The organism is Marinobacter sp. MBR-99, from assembly GCF_040547575.1.
Taxonomy (GTDB): Bacteria; Pseudomonadota; Gammaproteobacteria; order Pseudomonadales; family Oleiphilaceae; genus Marinobacter.
The window spans coordinates 58,934-79,820 of record NZ_JBEPPY010000023.1; the positions used below are offsets into that span (position 1 = coordinate 58,934).

Annotated in this window: 20 protein-coding genes; 11 read left to right on the forward strand and 9 right to left on the reverse strand. The window is 58.6% G+C overall.

All coding sequences use genetic code 11. The annotated features are described in order from the left end of the window. Positions 1–25: 25 nt before the first annotated feature. Complete coding sequence (locus ABIE59_RS17210; RefSeq protein WP_354448780.1) at positions 26–1,612, reverse strand: bifunctional aminoglycoside phosphotransferase/ATP-binding protein; 1,587 nt, start codon at positions 1,610–1,612, stop codon at positions 26–28. Positions 1,613–1,745: 133 nt separating this feature from the next. Here ABIE59_RS17210 and mrcB point away from each other — a divergent pair, with 133 nt between their 5' ends. Further along, positions 1,746–4,064 (forward strand): penicillin-binding protein 1B, encoded by a 2,319-nt coding sequence (gene mrcB, locus ABIE59_RS17215; RefSeq protein WP_354448782.1) that lies wholly within the window; start codon positions 1,746–1,748, stop codon positions 4,062–4,064. Beyond that, positions 4,061–4,642 carry a tetratricopeptide repeat protein gene (locus tag ABIE59_RS17220; protein ID WP_354448784.1) on the forward strand — a complete coding sequence of 194 codons (582 nt, stop codon included), beginning with the start codon at positions 4,061–4,063 and terminating at the stop codon, positions 4,640–4,642. Before mrcB ends, ABIE59_RS17220 begins: the two co-directional genes overlap by 4 nt. A 57-nt stretch (positions 4,643–4,699) precedes the next feature. Here ABIE59_RS17220 and ABIE59_RS17225 read toward each other — a convergent pair whose 3' ends face one another. Continuing rightward, positions 4,700–5,635: a DUF4382 domain-containing protein gene (locus ABIE59_RS17225; protein ID WP_354448786.1), complete on the reverse strand. Its 936-nt coding sequence runs from the start codon at positions 5,633–5,635 to the stop codon at positions 4,700–4,702. Between the two features lie 192 nt (positions 5,636–5,827). Here ABIE59_RS17225 and ABIE59_RS17230 point away from each other — a divergent pair, with 192 nt between their 5' ends. From ABIE59_RS17230 to ABIE59_RS17245, 4 genes are all read left to right on the forward strand, one after another. Continuing rightward, positions 5,828–6,415 (forward strand): RNA polymerase sigma factor, encoded by a 588-nt coding sequence (locus tag ABIE59_RS17230; RefSeq protein ID WP_354448788.1) that lies wholly within the window; start codon positions 5,828–5,830, stop codon positions 6,413–6,415. 10 nt (positions 6,416–6,425) lie between these two features. Beyond that, the gene (locus ABIE59_RS17235; RefSeq protein ID WP_354448790.1) at positions 6,426–7,130 is read left to right on the forward strand and encodes an anti-sigma factor family protein; all 705 of its coding nucleotides are present in this window, start codon (positions 6,426–6,428) and stop codon (positions 7,128–7,130) included. After that, complete coding sequence (locus ABIE59_RS17240) at positions 7,127–7,525, forward strand: hypothetical protein (protein WP_354448792.1); 399 nt, start codon at positions 7,127–7,129, stop codon at positions 7,523–7,525. Before ABIE59_RS17235 ends, ABIE59_RS17240 begins: the two co-directional genes overlap by 4 nt. Before the next feature lie 84 nt (positions 7,526–7,609). Continuing rightward, entirely contained in the window at positions 7,610–8,932 is a 1,323-nt protein-coding gene (locus tag ABIE59_RS17245; protein WP_354448794.1) for a tetratricopeptide repeat protein, read from the forward strand. A gap of 49 nt (positions 8,933–8,981) precedes the next feature. On the opposite strand, the gene hemL is transcribed toward ABIE59_RS17245, so the two are convergent. The 5 genes from hemL to ABIE59_RS17270 are packed head-to-tail and all read right to left on the reverse strand — an operon-like array spanning position 8,982 to position 13,935. After that, on the reverse strand, positions 8,982–10,262 hold the full coding sequence (gene hemL, locus ABIE59_RS17250) for a glutamate-1-semialdehyde 2,1-aminomutase (protein ID WP_354448796.1): 1,281 nt from the start codon (positions 10,260–10,262) through the stop codon (positions 8,982–8,984). Positions 10,263–10,274: 12 nt separating this feature from the next. Further along, the gene (gene thiE, locus ABIE59_RS17255) at positions 10,275–10,925 is read right to left on the reverse strand and encodes a thiamine phosphate synthase (protein ID WP_502915387.1); all 651 of its coding nucleotides are present in this window, start codon (positions 10,923–10,925) and stop codon (positions 10,275–10,277) included. A gap of 5 nt (positions 10,926–10,930) precedes the next feature. Further along, positions 10,931–11,692: a bifunctional hydroxymethylpyrimidine kinase/phosphomethylpyrimidine kinase gene (gene thiD, locus ABIE59_RS17260; protein WP_354448800.1), complete on the reverse strand. Its 762-nt coding sequence runs from the start codon at positions 11,690–11,692 to the stop codon at positions 10,931–10,933. Positions 11,693–11,733: 41 nt separating this feature from the next. Next, a complete protein-coding gene (hemJ, locus tag ABIE59_RS17265) occupies positions 11,734–12,156 on the reverse strand; it encodes a protoporphyrinogen oxidase HemJ (RefSeq protein WP_354448802.1) in 423 nt (140 codons plus the stop codon). Positions 12,157–12,159: 3 nt separating this feature from the next. Further along, positions 12,160–13,935, reverse strand: coding sequence for a chloride channel protein (locus ABIE59_RS17270; protein ID WP_354448804.1), 1,776 nt, complete (start codon positions 13,933–13,935; stop codon positions 12,160–12,162). Positions 13,936–14,079: 144 nt separating this feature from the next. On the opposite strand from ABIE59_RS17270, the gene argC reads away from it, so the two are divergent. From argC to erpA, 4 genes are all read left to right on the forward strand, one after another. After that, positions 14,080–15,117, forward strand: coding sequence for an N-acetyl-gamma-glutamyl-phosphate reductase (argC, locus tag ABIE59_RS17275; protein WP_354448806.1), 1,038 nt, complete (start codon positions 14,080–14,082; stop codon positions 15,115–15,117). Positions 15,118–15,129: 12 nt separating this feature from the next. Next, positions 15,130–15,870, forward strand: a complete 741-nt coding sequence (locus ABIE59_RS17280; RefSeq protein ID WP_354448808.1) for a DUF6776 family protein — start codon at positions 15,130–15,132, stop codon at positions 15,868–15,870. 3 nt (positions 15,871–15,873) lie between these two features. Next, the gene (locus ABIE59_RS17285; protein ID WP_354448810.1) at positions 15,874–16,320 is read left to right on the forward strand and encodes a bactofilin family protein; all 447 of its coding nucleotides are present in this window, start codon (positions 15,874–15,876) and stop codon (positions 16,318–16,320) included. Positions 16,321–16,402: 82 nt separating this feature from the next. Beyond that, positions 16,403–16,735, forward strand: coding sequence for an iron-sulfur cluster insertion protein ErpA (gene erpA, locus ABIE59_RS17290; protein ID WP_354448824.1), 333 nt, complete (start codon positions 16,403–16,405; stop codon positions 16,733–16,735). A gap of 4 nt (positions 16,736–16,739) precedes the next feature. Here the strand turns inward: erpA and ABIE59_RS17295 are convergent, their stop codons facing one another. Continuing rightward, entirely contained in the window at positions 16,740–17,840 is a 1,101-nt protein-coding gene (locus ABIE59_RS17295) for an anhydro-N-acetylmuramic acid kinase (protein WP_354448812.1), read from the reverse strand. Positions 17,841–17,842: 2 nt separating this feature from the next. Beyond that, entirely contained in the window at positions 17,843–19,234 is a 1,392-nt protein-coding gene (locus ABIE59_RS17300) for an OapA family protein (protein WP_354448814.1), read from the reverse strand. A gap of 313 nt (positions 19,235–19,547) precedes the next feature. Between ABIE59_RS17300 and tyrS the strand changes: the two genes are divergently transcribed. Beyond that, complete coding sequence (gene tyrS / locus ABIE59_RS17305; protein ID WP_354448816.1) at positions 19,548–20,750, forward strand: tyrosine--tRNA ligase; 1,203 nt, start codon at positions 19,548–19,550, stop codon at positions 20,748–20,750. The last annotated feature ends 137 nt before the right edge of the window (positions 20,751–20,887 follow it).

A 20,887-nucleotide genomic window follows, 5' to 3' on the forward strand; every position in this document is an offset into this window, starting at 1 on the left:
TGATGCCAAGCGTATGCCAGTAAGTTTAGACGTTTTGGCTCGGAGACAAGCCAAAGTGCTGGCGAATTCGGTCTGCGACCGCTTCCGCTACATGCTCCTGGTCGGTATGCAGGTGCACGGTGTGGGTTTTCTCCTCCACCGTCAGTGGCTCGAACCAGCTTTGCTGTGCATCCAGCAGTTCTTCGGTGGCTTCCGAGGCATCGCCTTTGCGTTTGCGCACCCACTCCCGCCGGAGCTGTTCCGGGGCCTCGCAGTGCAGTAGGGCAAAGGGTACGCCCTGAGCCTCCGCGACCTTGGCAAAGAGCGTACGTTCACGTTCTTTCAGGCAAGCGGCATCCACAATCACTGAAAGTCCTGAGGCCAGCAGATCATGGGCCAGGCTGGCCAGGTGCTGGTAGGTCTGTTCGGTAACTTCCGGGCTGTACAGGTCGGTACCGACACCGGACTTGCTGTCATCCAGCGGCCCAAGGCCGTGCAAGCGCTTGCGCTCGACATCCGAACGCAGCCGGATCAGATCCAGCTCGCCGGCCATGGCAGCGCTGACGCAGGTCTTGCCGCTGGCAGACAGTCCGGTGGTGGCCAACAGGTAATGGTTGGGGATCTCGCCGTAATCTTCCGCCAACTGGGCGTAATCCCGGTAGCGTTGCATCAGCCCGGCTTTTTCATCCTTACTCAGGCTGGGGTTGGCCATGGTGAACAAGGCGATCTTGGCGCGAACCATCGCCCGGTAAGCCTTGTAAAGTGGGAGCAGGGTCAGCGCCTCGAAATCGCCCCGGTATTCCAGATAGCTGTTGAGCACCAGGTTGGCCAGCGCTGGTTCGCGGCGAGCTTCCAGGTCCATCAGCAGGAATGCCAGATCGTTGATGACATCAATCCAGCGGAACGGCTCATTGAATTCGATGCAGTCGAACACCGTGACCTGATCGTTGAACACCGTAATATTGGCCAGGTGCAAGTCGCCATGGCATTCCCGCACCATGCCCTTGGCCCGCCGGCTGGCAATCAGCTCCCGGTGCCGTTCGAACGTGGTCCGGGTCCAGGCCTCCAGGTTGTCCAGCTGCAGCAGAAGGGTGTTGTCGTCCAGCATCGGGCGAATCTGGTCGAAGTTCTCCTGCATCGCGGCGTACACCGCCTCCGGGGTGCCCAGGGGTTTGTCTTCGGCAACAGCCGGCAAGTTGTCGTGGAACAGTGCTACCTGGCGGGCCAGGTTGATGAGCATCTCCGGCGGCAGGTCACCCCGCTCCTGGCGCTTGTCGAACAGCTGGTCCTGGTCGAACTGGCACATACGGATGGCGTATTCAAAGGCTTCTCCCTCACCGCCGATAACAGGTTGCTCTGGTGTGCCGGTGATGGGCAGAACGCTCTGGTACAGTTCCGAGGCCAGGCGGCTGTTGAGTCGGAGTTCTTCCTCGCAGAAGTGTTTGCGGCGCTCCAGGGTGGAGAAGTCCAGAAATCCAAAGTCCATGGGTTTCTTGATCTTGTAGGCGTATTTGCCGGTCAGCAACACTTGTGAAATATGGGTTTCAATGACCTGGAAGCTCTCTACCGGGTGGTCATACAATGCCGGGTTTTGCAGTGCCTTGATCAGTGTTTCCGATGGGGTCGCGCTCACGGTGTGCTCCTGGTTCCCTGAACTCATTGATTTTTATCGCTCTGTTCTGATGGGCCTACTATAACGGGCGGATTACAGAAATAACACACAACAGACCTGCCGAAGGGGATGCCCGCTTCGTTATAATCCCGCCATGACCAAATCTCGTTCCTCCCGTAAAAAATCCTCTAAATCCAGACCGGTGCGCAAACGCAGCGGTTTCTGGCGTTTTATGTTTCGTGCCGGGGCCCTGGGCCTGGTGCTTCTGGCCGGCTGGATGGTGTACCTGGATGCGGTTGTCACCTCCCGCTTTGAGGGCCGCCGTTTTGAAGTGCCGTCCCGTGTCTACGCCCGGCCGTTGGAGCTTTATGATGGCGCGAGCGTGAGTGCGGCAGGCCTTGCCCGGGAGCTGGAGCTGGCCGGCTACCGGGCCGGGGATGGCGTTCGGGCCGGTACGTATCAGCGAAATGGCGGGCGGTTTCTGATTAGTGCTCGCGGTTTCCGTTTCCCAGATGGCGAGGAGCCCAGACGCCGGTTGTCGCTGGTGGTGTCTGGAGACCGTGTACAGTCGTTTTCGGTGGTCGCCGGCCCGGATTCGCCGATTGTCCGGCTGGAACCGGCTCAGATTGGCGGTATCTACCCCTCCCATCGGGAAGACCGGGTGCTGGTTCGGCTGGATGAAGTGCCGGAACTGTTGCCCCTTGGTTTGATGGTGATAGAGGATAGGCAGTTTTACGATCATTACGGCGTTGCGCCGTTGTCTATTGCCCGGGCCATGCTGGCAAACATCAAGGCGGGGCAGATTGTGCAGGGTGGCAGTACCCTGACCCAGCAGTTGGTGAAGAACTTCTTCCTGACTCGCGACCAGACCCTGCTGCGCAAGGGCAATGAAGCCTTGATGTCGATCCTGCTGGAATGGCATTACGAGAAAGACGACATTCTGGAAACCTATCTGAACGAGGTCTACCTTGGCCAGGCAGGTAACCGCAGCATCAACGGCTTCGGCCTGGCCAGCCAGTTTTTCTTTGGGGAGCCCCTGAAAGATCTGGACGTTCATCAGATTGCCCTGTTGATCGGCATGGTCAAAGGCCCCAGTTACTACAATCCGCGCCGACACCCGGAGCGGGCGAAGGCCCGGCGCGACCTGGTGCTGTCGGAAATGGCCGAGGCCGGGTTGATCAGCGCTGACGACGCGGCCCGGGCAACCCGCCAGCCCCTGGGCGTGAGCGCCCGGCCGTCCTATACCGACAACCGTTACCCAGCGTACATTGACCTGGTGCGCCGGCACCTGGCGCGGGATTACCGGGAAGAAGACCTGCAGAGTGAAGGCTTGCGCATATTCACTACCCTGGACCCGGCAGTTCAGGATGCGTCAGAAAAGGCGGTTCGCGATACCCTGGCCAGACTGGCACGGGGTGAGACCCGCGAGGCTCTGGAGGCGGCCCTGGTGGTTACCGCCAAGGACACCGGCGAGGTGTTGGCGCTGGTAGGTGGTAAAGACCCCGAGTTTGCCGGCTTCAACCGTGCTGTGGACGCCCGCCGGCCCATCGGCTCGCTGATCAAACCGTTCACCTATCTGGCAGCCCTGGAACAGGCCGACCGATATACCCTGATTACGCCGGTACAGGATCGCGCCTTTACCCTGGAGTTTGATGACGGCCGGTTGTGGCAGCCCAAGAACTTCGATGGCGAGGAGCGTGGTGAGGTGCCTCTGCACCTGGCCCTGTCCCGATCCTATAACCTTCCGGCAGTGCGGGTGGGGCTGGATGTCGGTATCCCGCGTGTGCAGGAAGTGTTGAGGGCGTTTGGGGTGACCACACCGATTTCGGATTATCCCTCGCTGCTGTTGGGATCCATGTCGTTGACGCCGGCGGAAGTGGCCCAGCTCTATCAGGGGCTGGCCACCTCCGGTTTCAACACACCCTTGCGGACCATCCGGGAAGTGACCGATGCCCGCAACGAGCCGTTATCGCGCTATAACCTGAAGGTCGACCGGGTTGCCGACCCCGCTGCGGTGCACCTGGTGCAGTACGCCATGCAGGAAACCATGCAGGAGGGCACCGGGCGCTCGGCTTACCGGACACTGCCTGATCGACTGACGTTGGCGGGGAAGACTGGTACAACCGATCAGGGCAGAGACTCCTGGTTTGCGGGCTTCAGCGGTGATTATCTGGCCGTGGCCTGGGTGGGGCGAGACGACAACGGCCCCACGGTATTGACCGGCGCCTCTGGCGCCTTGCCGGTGTGGTCTGCAATGATGGTGCAGTTGCCACAACATGGCTTTTCGCCGGTCATGCCCGACGGTGTCCAGTATCATTGGGTCAATGCCCGGGAGCAGGCATTGACCGGAGAGCGATGCGAGGACGCTCGTCTGGTGCCATTTATCGCCGGCAGTGAGCCCCGGCAACGGCTGGACTGCGAAGGGCAGTTCGGCCGGCAAATACGCAGTTGGTTTGAAGGATTGTTCCGATGAGTAAAACAACGATTACCCGCGCCGGTTGTTTGGCCATGGCATTGGGTCTTGCAGGCTGCGCCAGCGGCCCCGGAGGCGGCTCCATCTATGTGCCTATGGGTGGCGATGATCGCTCGAGTGTGCCGGAACCGCCGAGAACTGCGGAACCGCAAGACGAGTCTGAACCCCGGGTATGGCGCAAGAGCGAGCAGCCCGAGGTGAGTGAACGGGAAGCGCCCGCTACCCGCTCGCCGAGTTATCGGGAGTCCGGTGACGAACTGCCGGCGGCAGCGGTCAGCCTGATCCGTGATGCCGACCAGCGCCTGGCGCAGGGCGATTCCACCGGCGCCATCGCCCGTCTGGAGCGGGCACAACGGATAGCCGCGCGTTCCGCTGAGGTTTATTTCAAACTGGCGGAAGCCTATGTGTCTGGTGACAATCTGGGGGCGGCAGAGCAGTTCACCTTGAAAGGCCTGTCGCTGGCGGGTAACGATTCGAGGATGCAGCGTTCGGGTTGGTTGTTGCTGGCGGATATTCGCCGGGCCAGAGGGAATGTGGCCGGGGCCGATCAGGCCGAGGCCCGTGCCGGGGCGTTGTGATAGAAAAACGCCAGGAGAGCAAAGGCCGTCCCTGGCCTTTGCGTCAATGCAGCGCTATTAAAGCTGCAGCGGGATGGGGGCAGCCACGGTGGTTTCGCCGGCGATGACGTCGAGGGTCTGGGTACCCTCAAACTCGATCTCGTCGTCGGTCTCGTTGTCATCCAGCTGGCAGCTGTAGCTGATGGTGTAGGTGCCCTCGGTAAGGAAGGCGGCGGTCCATTCATGCAGGCTGCCATCTTCCTGCTCAGTGACCGGAATCACCATCAGCGGATTGAGGCCTTCCCGTTCGACGTTCAGATCTACCGGTTCTTCAATCTCACCCTGATAGACATAGACTGCACCCTCATATTGCGGACTGCAGTCAAGCTGCTCCGGGTCTTCATTGCGAGCTTGCAGGATAGTGGCGTAATCCACCTCGCCCGTCAGCTGGCCCACCTCCAGGTTGTTGACCAGGCGAAGTACCGGCTTGAGCATGTAATCCGCCAGCGCCTTTCCTTGAGGGTTAACGATGGATTTGCGAACATCAAAGTCGATGGTGAAGCTCTGACTGGTGTCGGCCGCGACAATAAAGCTGCCTTTAAGCTTCAGGCCGCTTTGCTCGCCGGAGGGCACTGCCAGGGTATAGTGGGCATCACCATCAGACTCTTTGGTTACCCAAGACTGCTCGGTATCGACAATCAGACGGATTTCCTCGTACTCGCCGGCAGGCACCTCCTCGTCGGTAATCAGCGGCTCGGTTACACCGCCCTGAAGGGTGAGCAAGTCAATGATCCCCACTTCCTCCAGGCTGAACTCCTGCCAGGGTCCATCCACTGGCTTGAGCCGGATCGCATTGAACGCCACGTTCACGCTGCTCAGATCCATGGTTGGGGCGTCTGTGAGCCCCATGGATACGGTGCCTGTCTGCCCTGAAGAATCGCTGCCACTGCCACCACAGGCGGCCAGTGCGGCGGCAAGGGCGGAGACCGTGAAAACTTGGGTGGAACGCTTCATAAATCCTCCGGTTCGTATCCTTTTCAGTGTGTATCCGGCGTTGTGATCGCCAGTATTGTCATCACGCTTCGGATTCTCCGCGGGTTCCCCTGATTTGATTAACATTTGCACATGAGTTGGTCATAATTCGCTGAAAAGGGCAGGGCTGGTATAGACTGCGCGCTTCTGTAAACCGTCATCAGGCAGTACTTTTTGGCCATTCTTCCATTTCGCCCATCCGCCCAAAAGCGATTCCAGCGCCTGGTGCAGCCGCACCTGACGGCGTTGCACAGCTTTGCCTATCGATTGACCGGTAGCCTTCAGGATGCCGAAGACCTGGTGCAGGATGTGGTAGTGAAACTCTATCCGCGCCTGGATGAGCTGGAATCCGTGGATCAGCTTAGGCCGTGGTTGAACCGGGTGCTTTACCGTCAGTTCATCGATTCAGTCAGAAAAAAGGGGCGCCAGGCCGATCGTCCGGTGAGCGAATTGATGGAGGCGGATAGTCAGTCTGATTGGCTCGACAGCCAGATGTCGGACGATCAGTCGCCCGAGCTGGAGCTAAACAAAGAACGGCTTGGCCCAACGCTCGGCCGGGCGCTGCAACAGATGTCGCCGGACCAGCGCACCCTGCTGCTGCTTCACGATGTGGATGGCTGGCGCCAGGAAGATGTGGCGGAAGTGTTGGGCGTGCCCATCGGTACGGTCAAATCCCGGCTGCATCGCAGTCGGGCGGCACTTAGGAAACATCTTCAGGCGGCGGTGGAACCGGATGATGATTTCGGGCGTCTGGAACATTGAGGTGATAACCATGTCCTGTCGGCAAATCCGATCACAATTACCCGAGTATGTTCGGGACCAGCTGCCCGCTGATGAGTCGCAGGCGGTGCTCGTGCACCTCGAAGATTGCGTTTTGTGCCAGCAGCATGAGGCGTTCGAGCGCTCGCTGATGTCCGAACTGGCTTCCCGCTGCAGGCTGCCGGAACCGTCACCGGGCTTTGAACGCCGTGTGTTCGGCCAGCTCCCCGCATCAGGCTCCAATCGCAAGGTGCATGTGGCCTGGGGCGGTGCCGTTGCGGCGGCACTGGTGTTGGGTCTGATGCTTGGCCAAGGCGGGGGCACACCAGCGCCCGAGGCGGAAGTGGCAGCCATGGACTTGACCGACGACGCGGCTGCTTCGTCTGAGGTGGTGCCTGTGAATCGCACGGTACGGTTGGCGTTTAATGCGGGCGAAGCCCTTGATGATGTCACCTTGACGCTGGATCTGCCGCCCCATGTAGAGTTGTCAGGCCTGCCCGGCCAGCATCGGGTCAGCTGGCAGGTCAGCCTTGTCCAGGGCGACAATGTGCTCGAACTACCTCTGACTATCCTGTTTCCCGGGGCCGGCGAGTTGATTGCAGAACTCGATGCCAACGGACGCCAGAAAGTCTTCAGGGCGCCGGTACCCCAGTACCCTAATGGTGATGGCTCGGCTGCCTCCGGCAGTCGGCAAAATCACAAGGAGCCTGCAACATGAGTTTTTGTGAAACCCGGTGGCGGGCCCGTTCGGTCCGCTTGATTCTGGTCGCTATGCTGGCGGGCGCCACTCCTCTGGCCTTGGCCGACGACCTTGATGTGACCATGCGAATGGTGGAAGACAGCGAAGATCTCACCGGTGCCGTTACCCGTGAAATACGCCTGCCTGAGCTGCCCGGTTTGCGTCGCCATGAACGCGGTAATACCTTGTCGCCCGGCAGAGCAACGGCAGAGGATGCCAGAGAGCGGGGGCGGGATTTTGGCCAGTCGGTCTCTGAGCGTGCCCGGGAAGTCCGGGGTGGAAATCCGGATATCGGGCGCGACAGTCTGCCGGAAACTGTAAGGGATCTTGACGAACTGAGGCCTGAGCTACCGTCACCATCGTCACGTCCCTGATCTTTTATCTGTGTTAACCTCAGGGCTCGCCCGGAACGGGGCTGCCCCGGCCGGTTCCGTTGATGTCGAGCCTGAGGTTTTCGGTTGTTCAAGACCCTTCGTTTTGTGGGCCTGTTGGCCATCTCCGCTGTCGTTGTTGCCGAGCCGGATCAATCCGCGCAGCAGGCCATGGCCACTGGCATTGAACAGTTTCAGCAGGGCGATTATCCCGCCGCACGGCAGCAGTTTGAAGCGGCCAGGGAGCTGGGTCACGACAGCCCGGCACTGACTTACAACCTGGCGGTCACCTACTACAAAACCGGTGATTACCCGGCCGCCGAAGCGCTGTTTCTCCAGCTTTTGCAGGGGCCAAATCAGGCTCTTGCCCACTACAATCTCGGCCTGGTTGCCCTGGCGGACGGCCGAACGGCCGAGGCTGAGGGCTGGTTTCAGGAGTCTGCCCGTCAGGAATCGCCAGAAACCATCCGTGAGCTGGCACAGCGGCAGCTGGCCAAACTGGCCGGAGACGCCCCCTCTGACTCGTCCTCGATGAAATCGATTGCCCAAGGCTACTTGGCTACCGGCCTTGGCTACGACAGCAATGTGGCCGGCGTTCCCGACGACTCGCCGAGCGACAGAGGCAGCTTTTTCGCCGAGCTGGTGGCGGCGGGCACTCTGAGCCAGCCGGTCAGCGAGCACTGGCGGGTGGTCTGGGATGGCGTGATTTATGGTCAGGATTATACCCGCGGCCGGGCGGACGACACGTCTGTGGTTCAGGCCCGGGCGGCCGGGGTGCGCCGCTTTGACCAGTGGGAACTTGGCCTGCGTGCCGGTGCCTCGCGGGCATGGCTGGGCAATGATGAGCTGGAAACCCGTTTAGGCCTGAGCCTGTTCGGCCGTTCCGGCGTTTGCCCGTTATCCGACTGGCTGTCCGGCTGTTCATGGTCGGTGTCAGCGGATCAGGTGAATGGCGGCCCGGATTACGCCGCCTATGATGGCCAGTGGTACCAGTTTGAAGCCCGTGCGGAACAAGGCTTTGACTTGCTGCTTGTTGACGGGTTCTATCGTTGGCAGCGCAATCACCGGAGAGACTTTCAGCAAGACGAGTTTTTTGCCAGCGTATCCCCGGACCATCATGAACTGGGCGTTGAGGCGATTTATCCGGTTGCGCCGGCACTTTCGGTAGGCGCGGAGGTTGCCCTGCGGCACAGTCGTTACCAAGACCCACACCAATGGCTCGAACAAGACACACTGATCACCCAGCGGCGCCGGGATGTGCGGCGGGAAGTCGGGTTGATGGCAGAGTACGCAATCAGTCGGCAATGGCTGGTGCGCAATCAGTGGCTGTTCCGGGATCAGAATAGCCGGATTGACCGGTACGATTACCGTCGTCACACCTACACGCTATCTCTGGAGGGCGTATTCTGAAGACCGTCAGCCCTGGCCTAAGGCGGCCAGAGCTGACGGGGCGACCCTGTTACAGGGTTGCCATGACTTTGCGGGCCGCGGCCAATGTGAACTCAATGTCTTCATCGCTGAGTGCTGCGGTGGTAAAGCCGGCTTCGAACGCCGAGGGCGCAAGGTAGATGCCTTCCTTCAGCATTCCCTGGAAGAACTTCTTGAAACGTTCCACATCGCACGCCATCACCTGTTCGAAGGTGGTTACCGAGGGCTCGCTGGTAAAGAAGAATCCGAACATGGCGCCGGCGGACTGGACGGTCAGCGGGATGCCAGCTTCGTCGGCGGCGGCTTTCAGTCCGTCGCGTACCTTGTTGGTTTTCTCCGTCAGCTTATCGTGGAAGCCGGGCTCAGAAATGGCGTTCAGGGTGGTCAGGCCCGCAGTCATGGCCAGGGGGTTGCCGCTCAGGGTGCCGGCCTGGTAGACCGGGCCCAGCGGGGAAATGTGCTCCATGATTTCCCGCTTGCCGCCAAAAGCACCCACCGGCAAGCCGCCACCGATCACTTTGCCCAGGGCGGTCAGGTCCGGCGTTACGCCGTAGAAGCCTTGGGCACCGCCGAGTGACACCCGGAAGCCGGTCATTACTTCATCAAAAATCAGCACCGTGCCGTGTTCATCGCAGACTTCCCGCAACCCTTCCAGGAACCCGGGTACCGGCGGAATGCAGTTCATGTTGCCGGCAACAGGTTCGACAATAATAGCTGCCACTTGATCGCCAATTTCCTTGAAGGTTTCCCTCACCTGGTTGATGTCGTTGTAGTCCAGGGTGATGGTGTGTTCGGCCAGGCTGGCGGGAATGCCCGGGGAGTTGGGCACGCCCAGGGTGAGAGCGCCGGAGCCGGCTTTCACCAGCAGTGAATCCACATGGCCGTGGTAGCAACCTTCAAATTTCACAATCTTGTCCCGGCCGGTGTAACCGCGGGCCAGCCGAATGGCGCTCATGGTGGCTTCGGTGCCAGAGTTGACCATGCGCACCAGTTCAATAGAGGGCACCAGTTCGCACACTTTCTTCGCCATCTCGGTTTCGATGGCCGTAGGGGCGCCATAGCCCACGCCCAGGTCCACCTGGGCGTGCAGGGCGGCTTTGATGCGCGGGTCTGAGTGACCAAGAATCATCGGTCCCCAGGAGCCGATAAAGTCGATGTATCGGCGGTCATCTTCGTCGTACAGATAAGCGCCTTCGGCATGCTTGAAGAAAACCGGAGTACCGCCAACACCGCGGAAGGCCCGCACCGGCGAATTTACGCCGCCCGGAATGTATTTCTGGGCCTGTTCGAATAGCGTTTCAGAGTGAGTCACGGATAGCTCCTGTCAGTTTGAAGATGAGAAAAGAGGGTGATGCCTGGCCACCAGCCGGGTAAAGGTTTCCGCTTTGTGTCGGATGTCCTCCGGAGTGCCACCAAACAGACCGCCCACTACCGCAATCAGGTCTGCGCCGGTACGGATCAGGGCTTCGGCGTTGTCAGTGGTGATGCCGCCAATCGCGGTAATCGGAAGCGCCAGCGCTCTGGCTTCCGTCAATACAGTCGTTTCTGCCGGTGGTGCACCGGGTTTGGTGGCCGAGTTGTAGAATCGGCCAAACGCCAGGTAGTCGGCTCCTGCCGCCTTGGCGTCACGGGCAAGGTCCAGTCGATGGTGGCAGGTAATACCGATGATGGCTTCTGGCCCCAGAATACGCCGGGCGTCGGCCAGGGTGCAATCGTCCTGGCCCAGGTGCACACCCGCAGCGCCCACGCGCTGGGCCAGTTCCGGGTCATCATTGATCAGCAGGGGTACGTTGGCCTGACGGCAGAGGGCGTTCAGCTCGGTTGCCTGGTGTAATCGCTCCGCACTGGTGCCCGCCTTGTCGCGGTACTGTACCAGTGTCGCGCCGCCCTGCAATGCCGCTTCTACGGCGGCAATCAGCTGATCTGCCGGGGTCAGTACGTTATCGGTAATGGCATACAGGCCTGGTTTAAGCATTTGCTTCAGCGTTCCCACAGAATGCCCCGGTCGGGAACCCGTTGACCTTTGCCCACGTTCAGCGCGTGCAGAAGAGCACGATGAACGTAGTTCTGCGCCTGGGAGATCGATGCCCTGGCCGACAGCCCGCTGGCGCGCCCGGCTGCAATGGCGGCGGCCAGGGTACAACCGGTGCCATGAAACTCATTGGCGCCCACCCGTTCCACTTCCCAGTGCATGGGTTCCGGGGCGTGGTTGTACAGGGTGTTGATGATGTGGATGCCCGTGCCGTGACCACCGGTAGCCAGAACCGATTGACAGCCGGCGTCAATGAGGTTTCTCGCGGCTCGGTCCGGGTCGTCACTGCCACCCAACTGGGCCAGTTCAACTCCGTTGGGGGTGATCATTTCCGCTCTTGGAAACAGCCGGGTTTTCATTGCTTGAACCAATGCATCATCGGCAAGATCGCCGCCGCCAGCGGCCTTGATGACCGGGTCGACAATCAGCGGTAACTCCGGCTGGCTGTCGAGAAACTCCACCAGCACATCGACCACGTCTGCATTGCCCAGGGCGCCGGTCTTGATGGCATGGATGGGCACATCTGCTGCGAGGCACTGCAGTTGTTGCCGGATTAACTCCGCGTTGACGGGCTCGGCGCCATACACGTTGTTGGTGTCTTGCACGGTCAGGCAAGTCAGCACGGGCAGGGGGTGCCCGCCGAGAGAGGTAATCGCCTGAATGTCGGCCTGAATGCCAGCGCCACCGGAGGGGTCCAGCCCTGACAGCACCAGAATATGTGGGCGGGTGTAGCTTTTAATGGTTGCTCTCCTCAGAAGGGTTTTACAACAGCCAGGATCACCACCGCCAGCAGAACGAACACCGGTAGCTCGTTAAACCAGCGATAGAACACATGGCTGCGGGTGTTCTTGTCATCCCGGAAGACATTCACCAGGTGCCCGCAATAGAAATGGTACACGATCAGCAGGGCTACCAGAGCCAGTTTGGCGTGCATCCAGCCCATGCTGAAATAACCGGACACATTGTAACTGAGTAACCAGATTCCAAAGACCACCGTGGCGATCATTGAAGGTGTTGTTATTCCCCGGTACAGCTTGCGCTCCATGATCTTGAAGCGTTCGCGGCCCGGCTGGTCCTCACAGGCTGCATGGTACACGAACAGTCTGGGCAGATAGAAAATGCCGGCAAACCAGCACACCAGGGAAATGATATGAAACGCCTTGACCCACAACATCCATCAACTCCGTCGGTATTGGTAATAGCTTTCGATATCTGATTGAAGCACGACACCATAAACCCGCTGAATCATCGGGGCTACATGGCGTTGTACGTACAGTGCCTCAGCCTGGGTCGAGTCGAATTCGTTCAGGGCCTCTTCCAGGGTGGCTTGATATTGCACTGGCGCCACATCCCGCCGGTTGGCCGGGATTTCCATCAGATCGACGGTGTCCGGAGGGTCGATGCCCTCTTCGGTAACCTGTTTCTCTGTGTCTTCCAGGTAGCGGGCAAGATCCACTGCCGGTAGCAGCGCGGTTGGCCCGTTGCTGCCCTCAACCAGCAACCATTTGGGTTCCGACTTCAGTGCCTTGCGGGCCTCATCCGGGGTCAGCTCCCGATCCGTGCGCAGAATGCTCCGGTCCATGATCGCGCCCACAGACACTCGCCTTAACGCCTGGATCACTGGTGAATTCTGGTAACTCAGGCCCTGGTTTTTCAGAATGGTCAGGAACAGGGATTTTTTGCCGAAAGCTTCGCTGGTCACCAGGCTGGCGGTGGTGATGATCAGCATGCCAGGCAGAATAATGTTCGGGTTTCGAGTCAGTTCCATCAAGGCCATCAGTGCGGCCAGTGGTGCCTGTAGCACTGCCCCCATCATCGCCCCCATGCCCAGCATGGCGTAAAAGCCCACCGACGATGCCAGCTCGGGGAAGATCTGGGCGCCGATCAGCCCCATCGCTCCACCAAGGGTCGCCCCCATGAAAATGGTCGGGCCGATCACGCCACTTGGCATACCAAGCCCGATAGACAACCCGGTAATCACCAGTTTTGCCACGCCCACGCCAAGCAGCAGCCAGAACCCCAATTCGCCGTGAATGGTTTCGCTGACCGTGTCGTAACCAATACCCATGGTTTCCGGCACCAGAATCGCAAACGGCACCATCAGCAGGCCAGCCACGGTGATACGGAGCAGTACCGGCCGGTGGTGATGGCGCCCCATGTTGTCCACCAGATGGATAAAGGCCGCGGCGGCAATTCCGATGATCACGGCAATCGCGAGGATCCAGGGAATTTCCAGCAGCGAGTTCATGGTCAGCGCGGGCACGCTGAAGGCCGGCTCCGAGCCGTAGACGATCTGGGTAATGATGGCGGCACTGACCGCCGCCAGAATAATCGGCGTAAAGCCGGCAATGGTGTACTCCATCATCACCACTTCCATGGCGAAGATCACGCCGGCAATCGGTGTGTTGAAAGACGCCGAGATAGCGGCTGCGCAGCCGCAGGCCACCAGTGTTCGTATACTGTTGTTGGGCAGTCTCAGCCATTGCCCGAACAGGCTTGAAAACGCGGCGCCCAGATGCACTGCCGGGCCCTCCCGGCCTGCCGACTGGCCTGATACCACGGTGGTAACCCCGGCAACAAACTGAACCATGGCGCTTTTGAACGATATGTAGCCCTGGTGGTAGTTCAGGCGCTCCATAATGTGGACGATGCCCACCTTTCGATCGTGAATGGATAATTTGTGCAACAGAATGCCCAGACCAACGGCACCAGCCAGCGGCAGAAGCCCCCTGGTCAGAATGTCCAGTTGCTCGAAGTTTTCCGAGCCAGCACCTGGCAGGAAGTGTTCCAGCGGCCATTCAATGGCAAGCCGAAATAAAAGGATCACCGCACCGGTGACAATTCCGGACAACAGCCCAAGCACAGCCAGTTGTGGCAGTGCATCGACACCCGACAGTTTCCTCCGGAAAACGGGGATCAGGTTCTCAGTGATCTGTTGCCTGATGTTACGCATGAGCGCAGGGTTCCGGTTCGATGGGCGGGTCCTTCACAAGGAATCTGACAACATTGTAACCATGGGTTTGCAGGCTGCAATAAGTCCTTGGATTATCATGTTAGACTACCTCGAAATTCTGACCAGACCACGTTGGAGATGAGTGTGATCAAAATAGGCATCGTTGGGGGAACCGGGTACACCGGTGTTGAGCTGTTGCGGTTTCTTGCCGTTCATCCGGACGTAGAAGTGAAATGCATCACTTCGCGCTCTGAGTCGGGGATGCCGGTAGCAGACATGTACCCCAACCTGCGGGGTCATTTTGACCTGGCCTTTTCAGAGCCGGATTCAGCGGTACTGTCGCAATGCGATCTGGTGTTCTTTGCCACGCCCCACGGGGTTGCCATGCGCATGGTTCCGGAACTGATGGCTGCCGGCGTTCGTGTGGTAGACCTGTCTGCGGATTTCCGACTGAAAGACCTGGATGTCTGGGCCAAGTGGTACGGTATGCCCCATGAAACACCGGAGTGGGCGCAAAAAGCGGTTTATGGTCTGCCTGAGGTGGCACGTGACGCGATTCGCCAAGCCCAGTTGGTCGCAAACCCTGGTTGTTATCCCACGGCGGTGCAGCTTGGCTTCCTGCCCTTGCTCGAACAGGGCCTGGTTGACCCCGCCCGACTGATTGCCGATGCCAAATCCGGTGCCAGCGGTGCCGGTCGCCAGGGCAACATCGGCATGTTGCATGGTGAGGTCGGTGAAAGCTTCAAGGCCTACGGAGCCTCCGGGCATCGGCACCTGCCGGAAATCCGCCAGGGCCTGAGTCTGGCAGCTGCCGGGCCGGTGGGCGTAACCTTCGTGCCGCACCTGGTGCCGATGATTCGCGGTATCGAGGCAACCTTGTACGCAGAGCTGTCAGAACCGGCGGATTTTGATCGGCTTCAGGCGATTTACGAAGAACGCTATAAGGCTGAGCCGTTTGTGGATGTGATGCCTTTCGGTAGCCATCCGGAAACCCGCAGTGTTCGTGGCGCCAACCAGTGCCGGATGGCGCTGCATCGCCAGGAGCAGAGTAACGTGGTGATCGTTTCCTCGGTCATCGACAACCTGGTCAAAGGCGCTGCCGGGCAGGCGGTGCAGAACATGAACATCATGTTTGGTCTTGACGAAACCCAGGGTCTGAAGGCCCCGGCGCTTCTTCCTTGAGGGCGGGCCAACGTGAGTGACACTCGCAAACCGAACGATGAATACGTAGTGATCCGTCACCGGCCGGGCTACCGCCTGCGCCGGACGATGATCCTGCTTGCTTTTACCCTGATTGCCGCCGTTGCGGGTTACGCTGCCGGAATGGCGCAGGGTGGGTTCCGGTTTTCGTCTGCCGAAGCCTCAAACGAGCAGTTGGTTGAGGAAGTGCGCAGTCTGCGGGAGCAGTTCCGAACCGCGAGGCAGAATCTGGTGAATCTTGAGCGGGGGCGGGCGATCGACGAGCAGGCGCTGCGAGAAGCCAGAAACACCATCGTCGGGCTCGAAACCCGAATATCGGAGTTGGAGGCAGACCTGACGTTCTACCGGAACATCATGGCGCCCTCTGAGGCCAGCAAAGGGCTCCAGGTTGATAGTTTCACGCTGGCACGTGTACGCGGCGATAACGCCTATCGGTTCAAGATGGTGCTGACTCAGGTTGGCAATAACAACAGTTTCATCGCCGGGCAGGTGGCTGTAAACGTCATAGGACGGTTGGATGGTGAAAAAGAAGTGATTGCCTTGCGCGATCTGTCCGAAGACATCGAAGATCTGGGGGTCAGATTCCGGTTTCGGTATTTCCAGGATGTCGAGGGTACTTTGAGCCTTCCTCAAGGCTTTGAACCCCACGAGATCCAGGTAGTGGCACAGGCGCAAGGGAGTAACGCCGCACAGGCAGAGAGAACATTTGATTGGGCACAGTTAACTGGGAGCTGATTCATGCTGGGCAAAAAGAAAAAACAGAAGCCACGCCGTTCCGTGGGCCACTTTGACACGTTGATTTCATCCCGGACGACCATTGAAGGGGATGTGCGTTTTTCTGGCGGTTTGCATGTAGATGGAAAAATCCAAGGCAGGGTGCTGGCGGAAGAAGGCAGTGACGCTGTGGTCCGACTGTCCGAAGTGGGTGAAATCAGCGGCGATATTACTGCGCCGCACATCATCATCAATGGCAAAGTGAACGGAGACGTACGCGCCACCAGCCACCTGGAATTGGCGGAGAATGCGGCCATTAACGGTAATGTTTACTACCGCCTGATCGAGATGGCCATGGGGGCGTCGGTGAACGGAAATCTGGTTCGCCAGGACGAAACCAGCGGCCTGCTGACTCATGATAAAGCGCCTGTGCAGAGCACGGAGCCAGAGGGTGAGGGTAAACCCGAATAGTTGACTGAATTAGTCGGGAATACCATAATCTCCTGATCGCGTTATCTCCCGGAGGCATACCTTGAGTGTAGTTCAGCAGCAAATGGTCACACCGTTGTTCTTCAGCGACAGCGCTGTTGCCAAAGTGCGTGAGTTGATCGAGGAAGAGGAGAATCCTGATCTCAAACTGCGGGTGTTCGTAACAGGTGGCGGTTGTTCCGGATTCCAGTACGGCTTTTCGTTCGACGAGAACCAGGAAGAGGACGACACCGTCATAGAGCGGGATGGCGTGAAACTGCTGGTAGATTCCATGAGCTACCAGTATCTGGTTGGTGCCACTATTGACTACCAGGAAGGGCTTCAGGGCTCACAGTTTGTGGTTCAGAACCCGAACGCCAGCTCCACCTGTGGTTGCGGCAGCTCGTTTTCTATTTGACGCGTCAGGCCGGGTAAATCGCGCCTAGCACCCGGGGGCCTTTGGCGCCAGTCACCTCAGGTAGGTTTCCGGGTTTGAACTCAAGGGTTTGCCTCGCTAGCCAGGCGAACGCCACCGGCTCCACCCATTGCGGGTCAAGCCCCAAATCAGCCGTTGTGGTCAGCGCCACTGATCCCAGTCCGACCCTAAGCTCATTCATCAGCAATCGGTTGAACGTGCCACCGCCGCATGCGTAAACGGTCATGCTGGCGGATTCCTGTGGCAACTGTTTCAGAATGGTCGTTACTGTCAGTTTTAGCAGGGTTCGTTGGACGTCCTCGGCGGCCAGGTTGGGGAAGCGTTGCAGGTGGGTTCTGATCCAGTCAAGGTTGAAACGTTCCTTGCCCGTGCTTTTCGGGGCTGGTTTGCTGAAATAGGCGTCGGAGAGCATGCTACTCAACAGCTCCGAATGTACAGCCCCCTCACTTGCCAGATGCCCCGACTCATCGTAGTGGCGCCCGGTCTGGTCCAGACACCAAGCGTCAAGCAAGGCATTTGCCGGGCCGGTATCAAATCCTATCACCGGTTTGCGACCTGCGGCCGGAAGCCAAGTGATATTGGCAATTCCGCCAAGGTTCAGGATGCAGCGGTCCTGTTCGTCTGAGGCAAACAGCCATTGATGGAAGGCTGGTACAAGCGGCGCGCCCTGGCCGCCTGCGGCAAGATCCCGGCTGCGGAAATCCGATACCGTTGGCAGGCCGGTGCTTTCCGCAATACAGGCAGCATTGCCAATCTGCAGTGAGAAGGGGGCAGGGCCGGAAGGTTGATGGCGTACCGTTTGTCCATGGCTGCCAATGCCGCGAATATCCCCGAGCGTCAGGCCGGAGCGCTCGATCAGTTCCTTTGCGGTATGGCCAAAATGATGGCCGATCAGTGTATCCAGTTCACCGAGTTCGTCTATGTCTGATTGATTGCGGGTTGCCAGCAGGAGACGCTGCCTGAGTTGTTCAGGGTAGGGAACGGAGAGCGTGGAATGAATATTCAGATTCCGGTCGGTGAAAGACACCAGCACCGCGTCTACCGCGTCCATGCTGGTGCCTGACATAAGGCCGAGCCAATAGCTCACGATCAATTATCCGATGCCAGGGCCAGTTGACGACCACTTTCACGGAAACCATTGAACTGGGCGAGTCGCTGCTCGGTAAACTGGCGGAAGCGGGCCATTTCAGAGCCCGGCACCGGCTTGGCATCGGGCAGCTTGACCGTGCGGGAATTCTTGGCAACGCCGTTGACCCGGAACTCGTAATGCAGGTGAGGCCCGGTCACCATTCCGGATGAACCGACATACCCAATGGTGTCCCCCTGTTTCACTCGGGTACCATTCTTTATACCTTTGCCCAGCCGGCTCATATGAGCATACAGGGTGGTGATATTATCGCCATGCTGCAAAACCACGGTGCGACCATAGCCACCTTTCCAGCCGGCAAACTGTACCCGCCCACTGCCGGCGGCTTTGATTGGTGTGCCCGGGGGCGCAGCATAGTCGGTTCCCTCGTGGGGTCTGACCACGTCCAGCACCGGGTGTCGTCGTTGCAGATTGAACGGTGATGACACGCGGGCATTGATTGGAACTCTCAGGAAGGCTTTGCGCATGCTTTTGCCTTCCGGCGTGTAGTAGTCGCTGTCGCCGTTTTGGTCCGTGTAAAGCAGTGCTACGTTCTCGGTACCACGATTGATAAAGCGCGCCGAAAGAATCCGTCCGGTATCAAACTTTTCACCGTCGATGTATAGCTCCTCGTACACAACCTCAAAGCTGTCGCCCTTGCGGACATCGTAGACAAAGTCGATATCCCAACCGAAAATCCCGGCCAGTTCCATGGTGAGCCGGTCGTTCAGGCCTGCGTCTCTGGCGGCAAGATAGAGGGAGCCGTCAATCACGCCGGCGGCAAATGCAGGACGCGGCTCAGGTTTGCGAACTTCTGTTTTGCCAAGGAAGCCATCGTCGGCCGTCGAGATCTTGAGGGTTTCCAGGCGGCTGCGCTGCAACTCCACTGCTACCAGCTGCCCCTCGCTGTCGAGACCGAAGCGGATCTCTTCCCCCGCATAAAGGCGCTGGAGCTTGCTGGCTTCGCCCTTACCATGGATGACCGACAGCATGATGCCATCGTTGAATCCCGCTTTGCGAAACAGGGATGAAAGCGTATCGCCAGACTTTACACGAAACTCCAGCCAGTCGACCTTAGGAACATCTGGCTTGTTTGCAATCGTGGCCTGAGTTGTTGGCTCCTCGTCACTTTGTGCTTTTTCCGTCTCAGGCAGGGCGCCAGTGGGTTCCTGCGTCCGGGATGGCGCCTGTTTGGTCGGTGCCATCCCGGACACCAGGCCCTCTTCCAGGTCAATGGTGTATGACATGCGCTTGGCTTCAACGTCAGCGCTTGGGCTCATCAGCACAGCAGCAGAGACGATAATCGTCGCCGCTGCAGCCAGAGTAATATGTGTTTTGGGGAATGTTTTAAGCACTTGGCTCACCCGTTTTTATCGGTATTCCAGCAGGTTGTACTAGCTAATTAAAGCGCTAGATCAAGTATAGTCAAACAGATTACCGTATATGACATTATCTGGACAGTGCCGAACATTACGGTTGAGCGGGGGTCTGGTCGTACAAAACCGCTTGCCGCTGGTATAATGCCGGTCCTTTTATTGCTCGCATTGTTTAAAAGTTGAGCAGTCACACTTTAACAAGGGTGTCGGTTAAACACAGATTTGTTTTGTTGAAGTCTGTAACGGTCACCGGCAAACCCTGACACCAAGTCAAACTGGGGACGAAAGGTTCATGGCAACAATTGAGGAAGCGTTGGCCGTTATCAAGCGCGGTATTGACGAGCTGATTCCCGAAGAGGATTTGATCGCAAAGCTTAAAGAGGGTCGGCCGCTGAGGATCAAGGCGGGTTTCGATCCTACCGCGCCGGACTTGCACCTGGGGCATACCGTACTGATCAACAAGCTCCGTCAGTTCCAGGACCTTGGCCATGAGATCATTTTCCTTATTGGTGACTTCACCGGAATGATTGGCGACCCCACCGGAAAAAGCGCAACACGTCCTCCTTTAACCGAGGAGCAGGTGCGCAAGAATGCCATTACCTATAAAGAGCAGGTCTTCAAGATTCTGGATCCTGAAAAAACCCGAGTTGTATTCAATTCCGAATGGATGGGCCAGATGAACGCCGCGAGCATGATCCAGCTCGCGGGTCAGTATACGGTTGCACGGATGCTCGAGCGTGACGATTTCACCAAGCGTTACAAAGCTGAGCAGCCGATTGCCATTCACGAGTTCCTGTATCCGCTGATTCAGGGCTACGACTCCGTAGCGCTTGAAGCTGATGTGGAGCTCGGTGGCACGGACCAGAAGTTCAATTTGCTGATGGGGCGGATTCTGCAGAAGCATTATGGCCAGGCGCCCCAGGCCATCATTACCGTCCCGATTCTTGAGGGCCTGGACGGTGTGCAGAAGATGTCCAAGTCTTTGGGTAATTATGTTGGCGTCAGCGATGCTCCGGGTGAAATGTATACCAAGCTTCTGTCAATGCCGGATGAGTTGCTGTGGCGCTACTTCGAATTGCTGAGCTTCCGGCCGATGGCGGAAGTCGAACAGTTCCGCGCTGAGGTAGACGCTGGTGCCAACCCGCAGGACTATAAAAAGCTACTGGCTGAAGAGCTGATTACCCGCTTCCATGATGAGGAGGCTGCGAAGACTGCTCACAAGTCTGCTGGCAACCGGGTAGCGCTCGGGGAAATTCCAGAAAACGTGCCTCTGGTAGAAGTGTCTCTGGAGGGGCAGAGTGAAATGCCAGTGGCGGCCGTGCTTCGCCTGGCTGGGCTGGTAAAGAATGGCGCTGCTGCCAGAGATGTACTTGGACGTGGTGCTGTCTATATAGATGGCAAACAGTTTGAAGGTGATCGCAGGTTTGTCAAAGGTGATGATTGCGTTGTTCAGGCGGGTAAGAAGAAGATTGCCCGGGTGGTCATTGTCGAGTGAAGTGAGGCTGGTTGCGGCCAATTTGAAAAATTTTCAGATTGGCCGTTGACTCCTCGGCTGAGGTCTGTAGAATGCGCATCTCGCTTGAGGGGCTGGCCACTGAGAAGAGGCAAAACCTAAGCGATAACTGCTTGAAA

Bases quoted from the DNA above. Each gene is read 5' to 3' on its own strand.
- mrcB (WP_354448782.1), top strand. From the start codon at position 1,746: ATGACCAAATCTCGTTCCTCCCGTAAAAAATCCTCTAAATCCAGACCG.
- ABIE59_RS17220 (WP_354448784.1), top strand. From the start codon at position 4,061: ATGAGTAAAACAACGATTACCCGCGCCGGTTGTTTGGCCATGGCATTG.
- ABIE59_RS17225 (WP_354448786.1), bottom strand. From the start codon at position 5,635: ATGAAGCGTTCCACCCAAGTTTTCACGGTCTCCGCCCTTGCCGCCGCA.
- ABIE59_RS17235 (WP_354448790.1), top strand. From the start codon at position 6,426: ATGTCCTGTCGGCAAATCCGATCACAATTACCCGAGTATGTTCGGGAC.
- ABIE59_RS17240 (WP_354448792.1), top strand. From the start codon at position 7,127: ATGAGTTTTTGTGAAACCCGGTGGCGGGCCCGTTCGGTCCGCTTGATT.
- thiE (WP_502915387.1), bottom strand. From the start codon at position 10,925: ATGCTTAAACCAGGCCTGTATGCCATTACCGATAACGTACTGACCCCG.
- hemJ (WP_354448802.1), bottom strand. From the start codon at position 12,156: ATGTTGTGGGTCAAGGCGTTTCATATCATTTCCCTGGTGTGCTGGTTT.
- ABIE59_RS17270 (WP_354448804.1), bottom strand. From the start codon at position 13,935: ATGCGTAACATCAGGCAACAGATCACTGAGAACCTGATCCCCGTTTTC.
- ABIE59_RS17285 (WP_354448810.1), top strand. From the start codon at position 15,874: ATGCTGGGCAAAAAGAAAAAACAGAAGCCACGCCGTTCCGTGGGCCAC.
- erpA (WP_354448824.1), top strand. From the start codon at position 16,403: ATGGTCACACCGTTGTTCTTCAGCGACAGCGCTGTTGCCAAAGTGCGT.
- tyrS (WP_354448816.1), top strand. From the start codon at position 19,548: ATGGCAACAATTGAGGAAGCGTTGGCCGTTATCAAGCGCGGTATTGAC.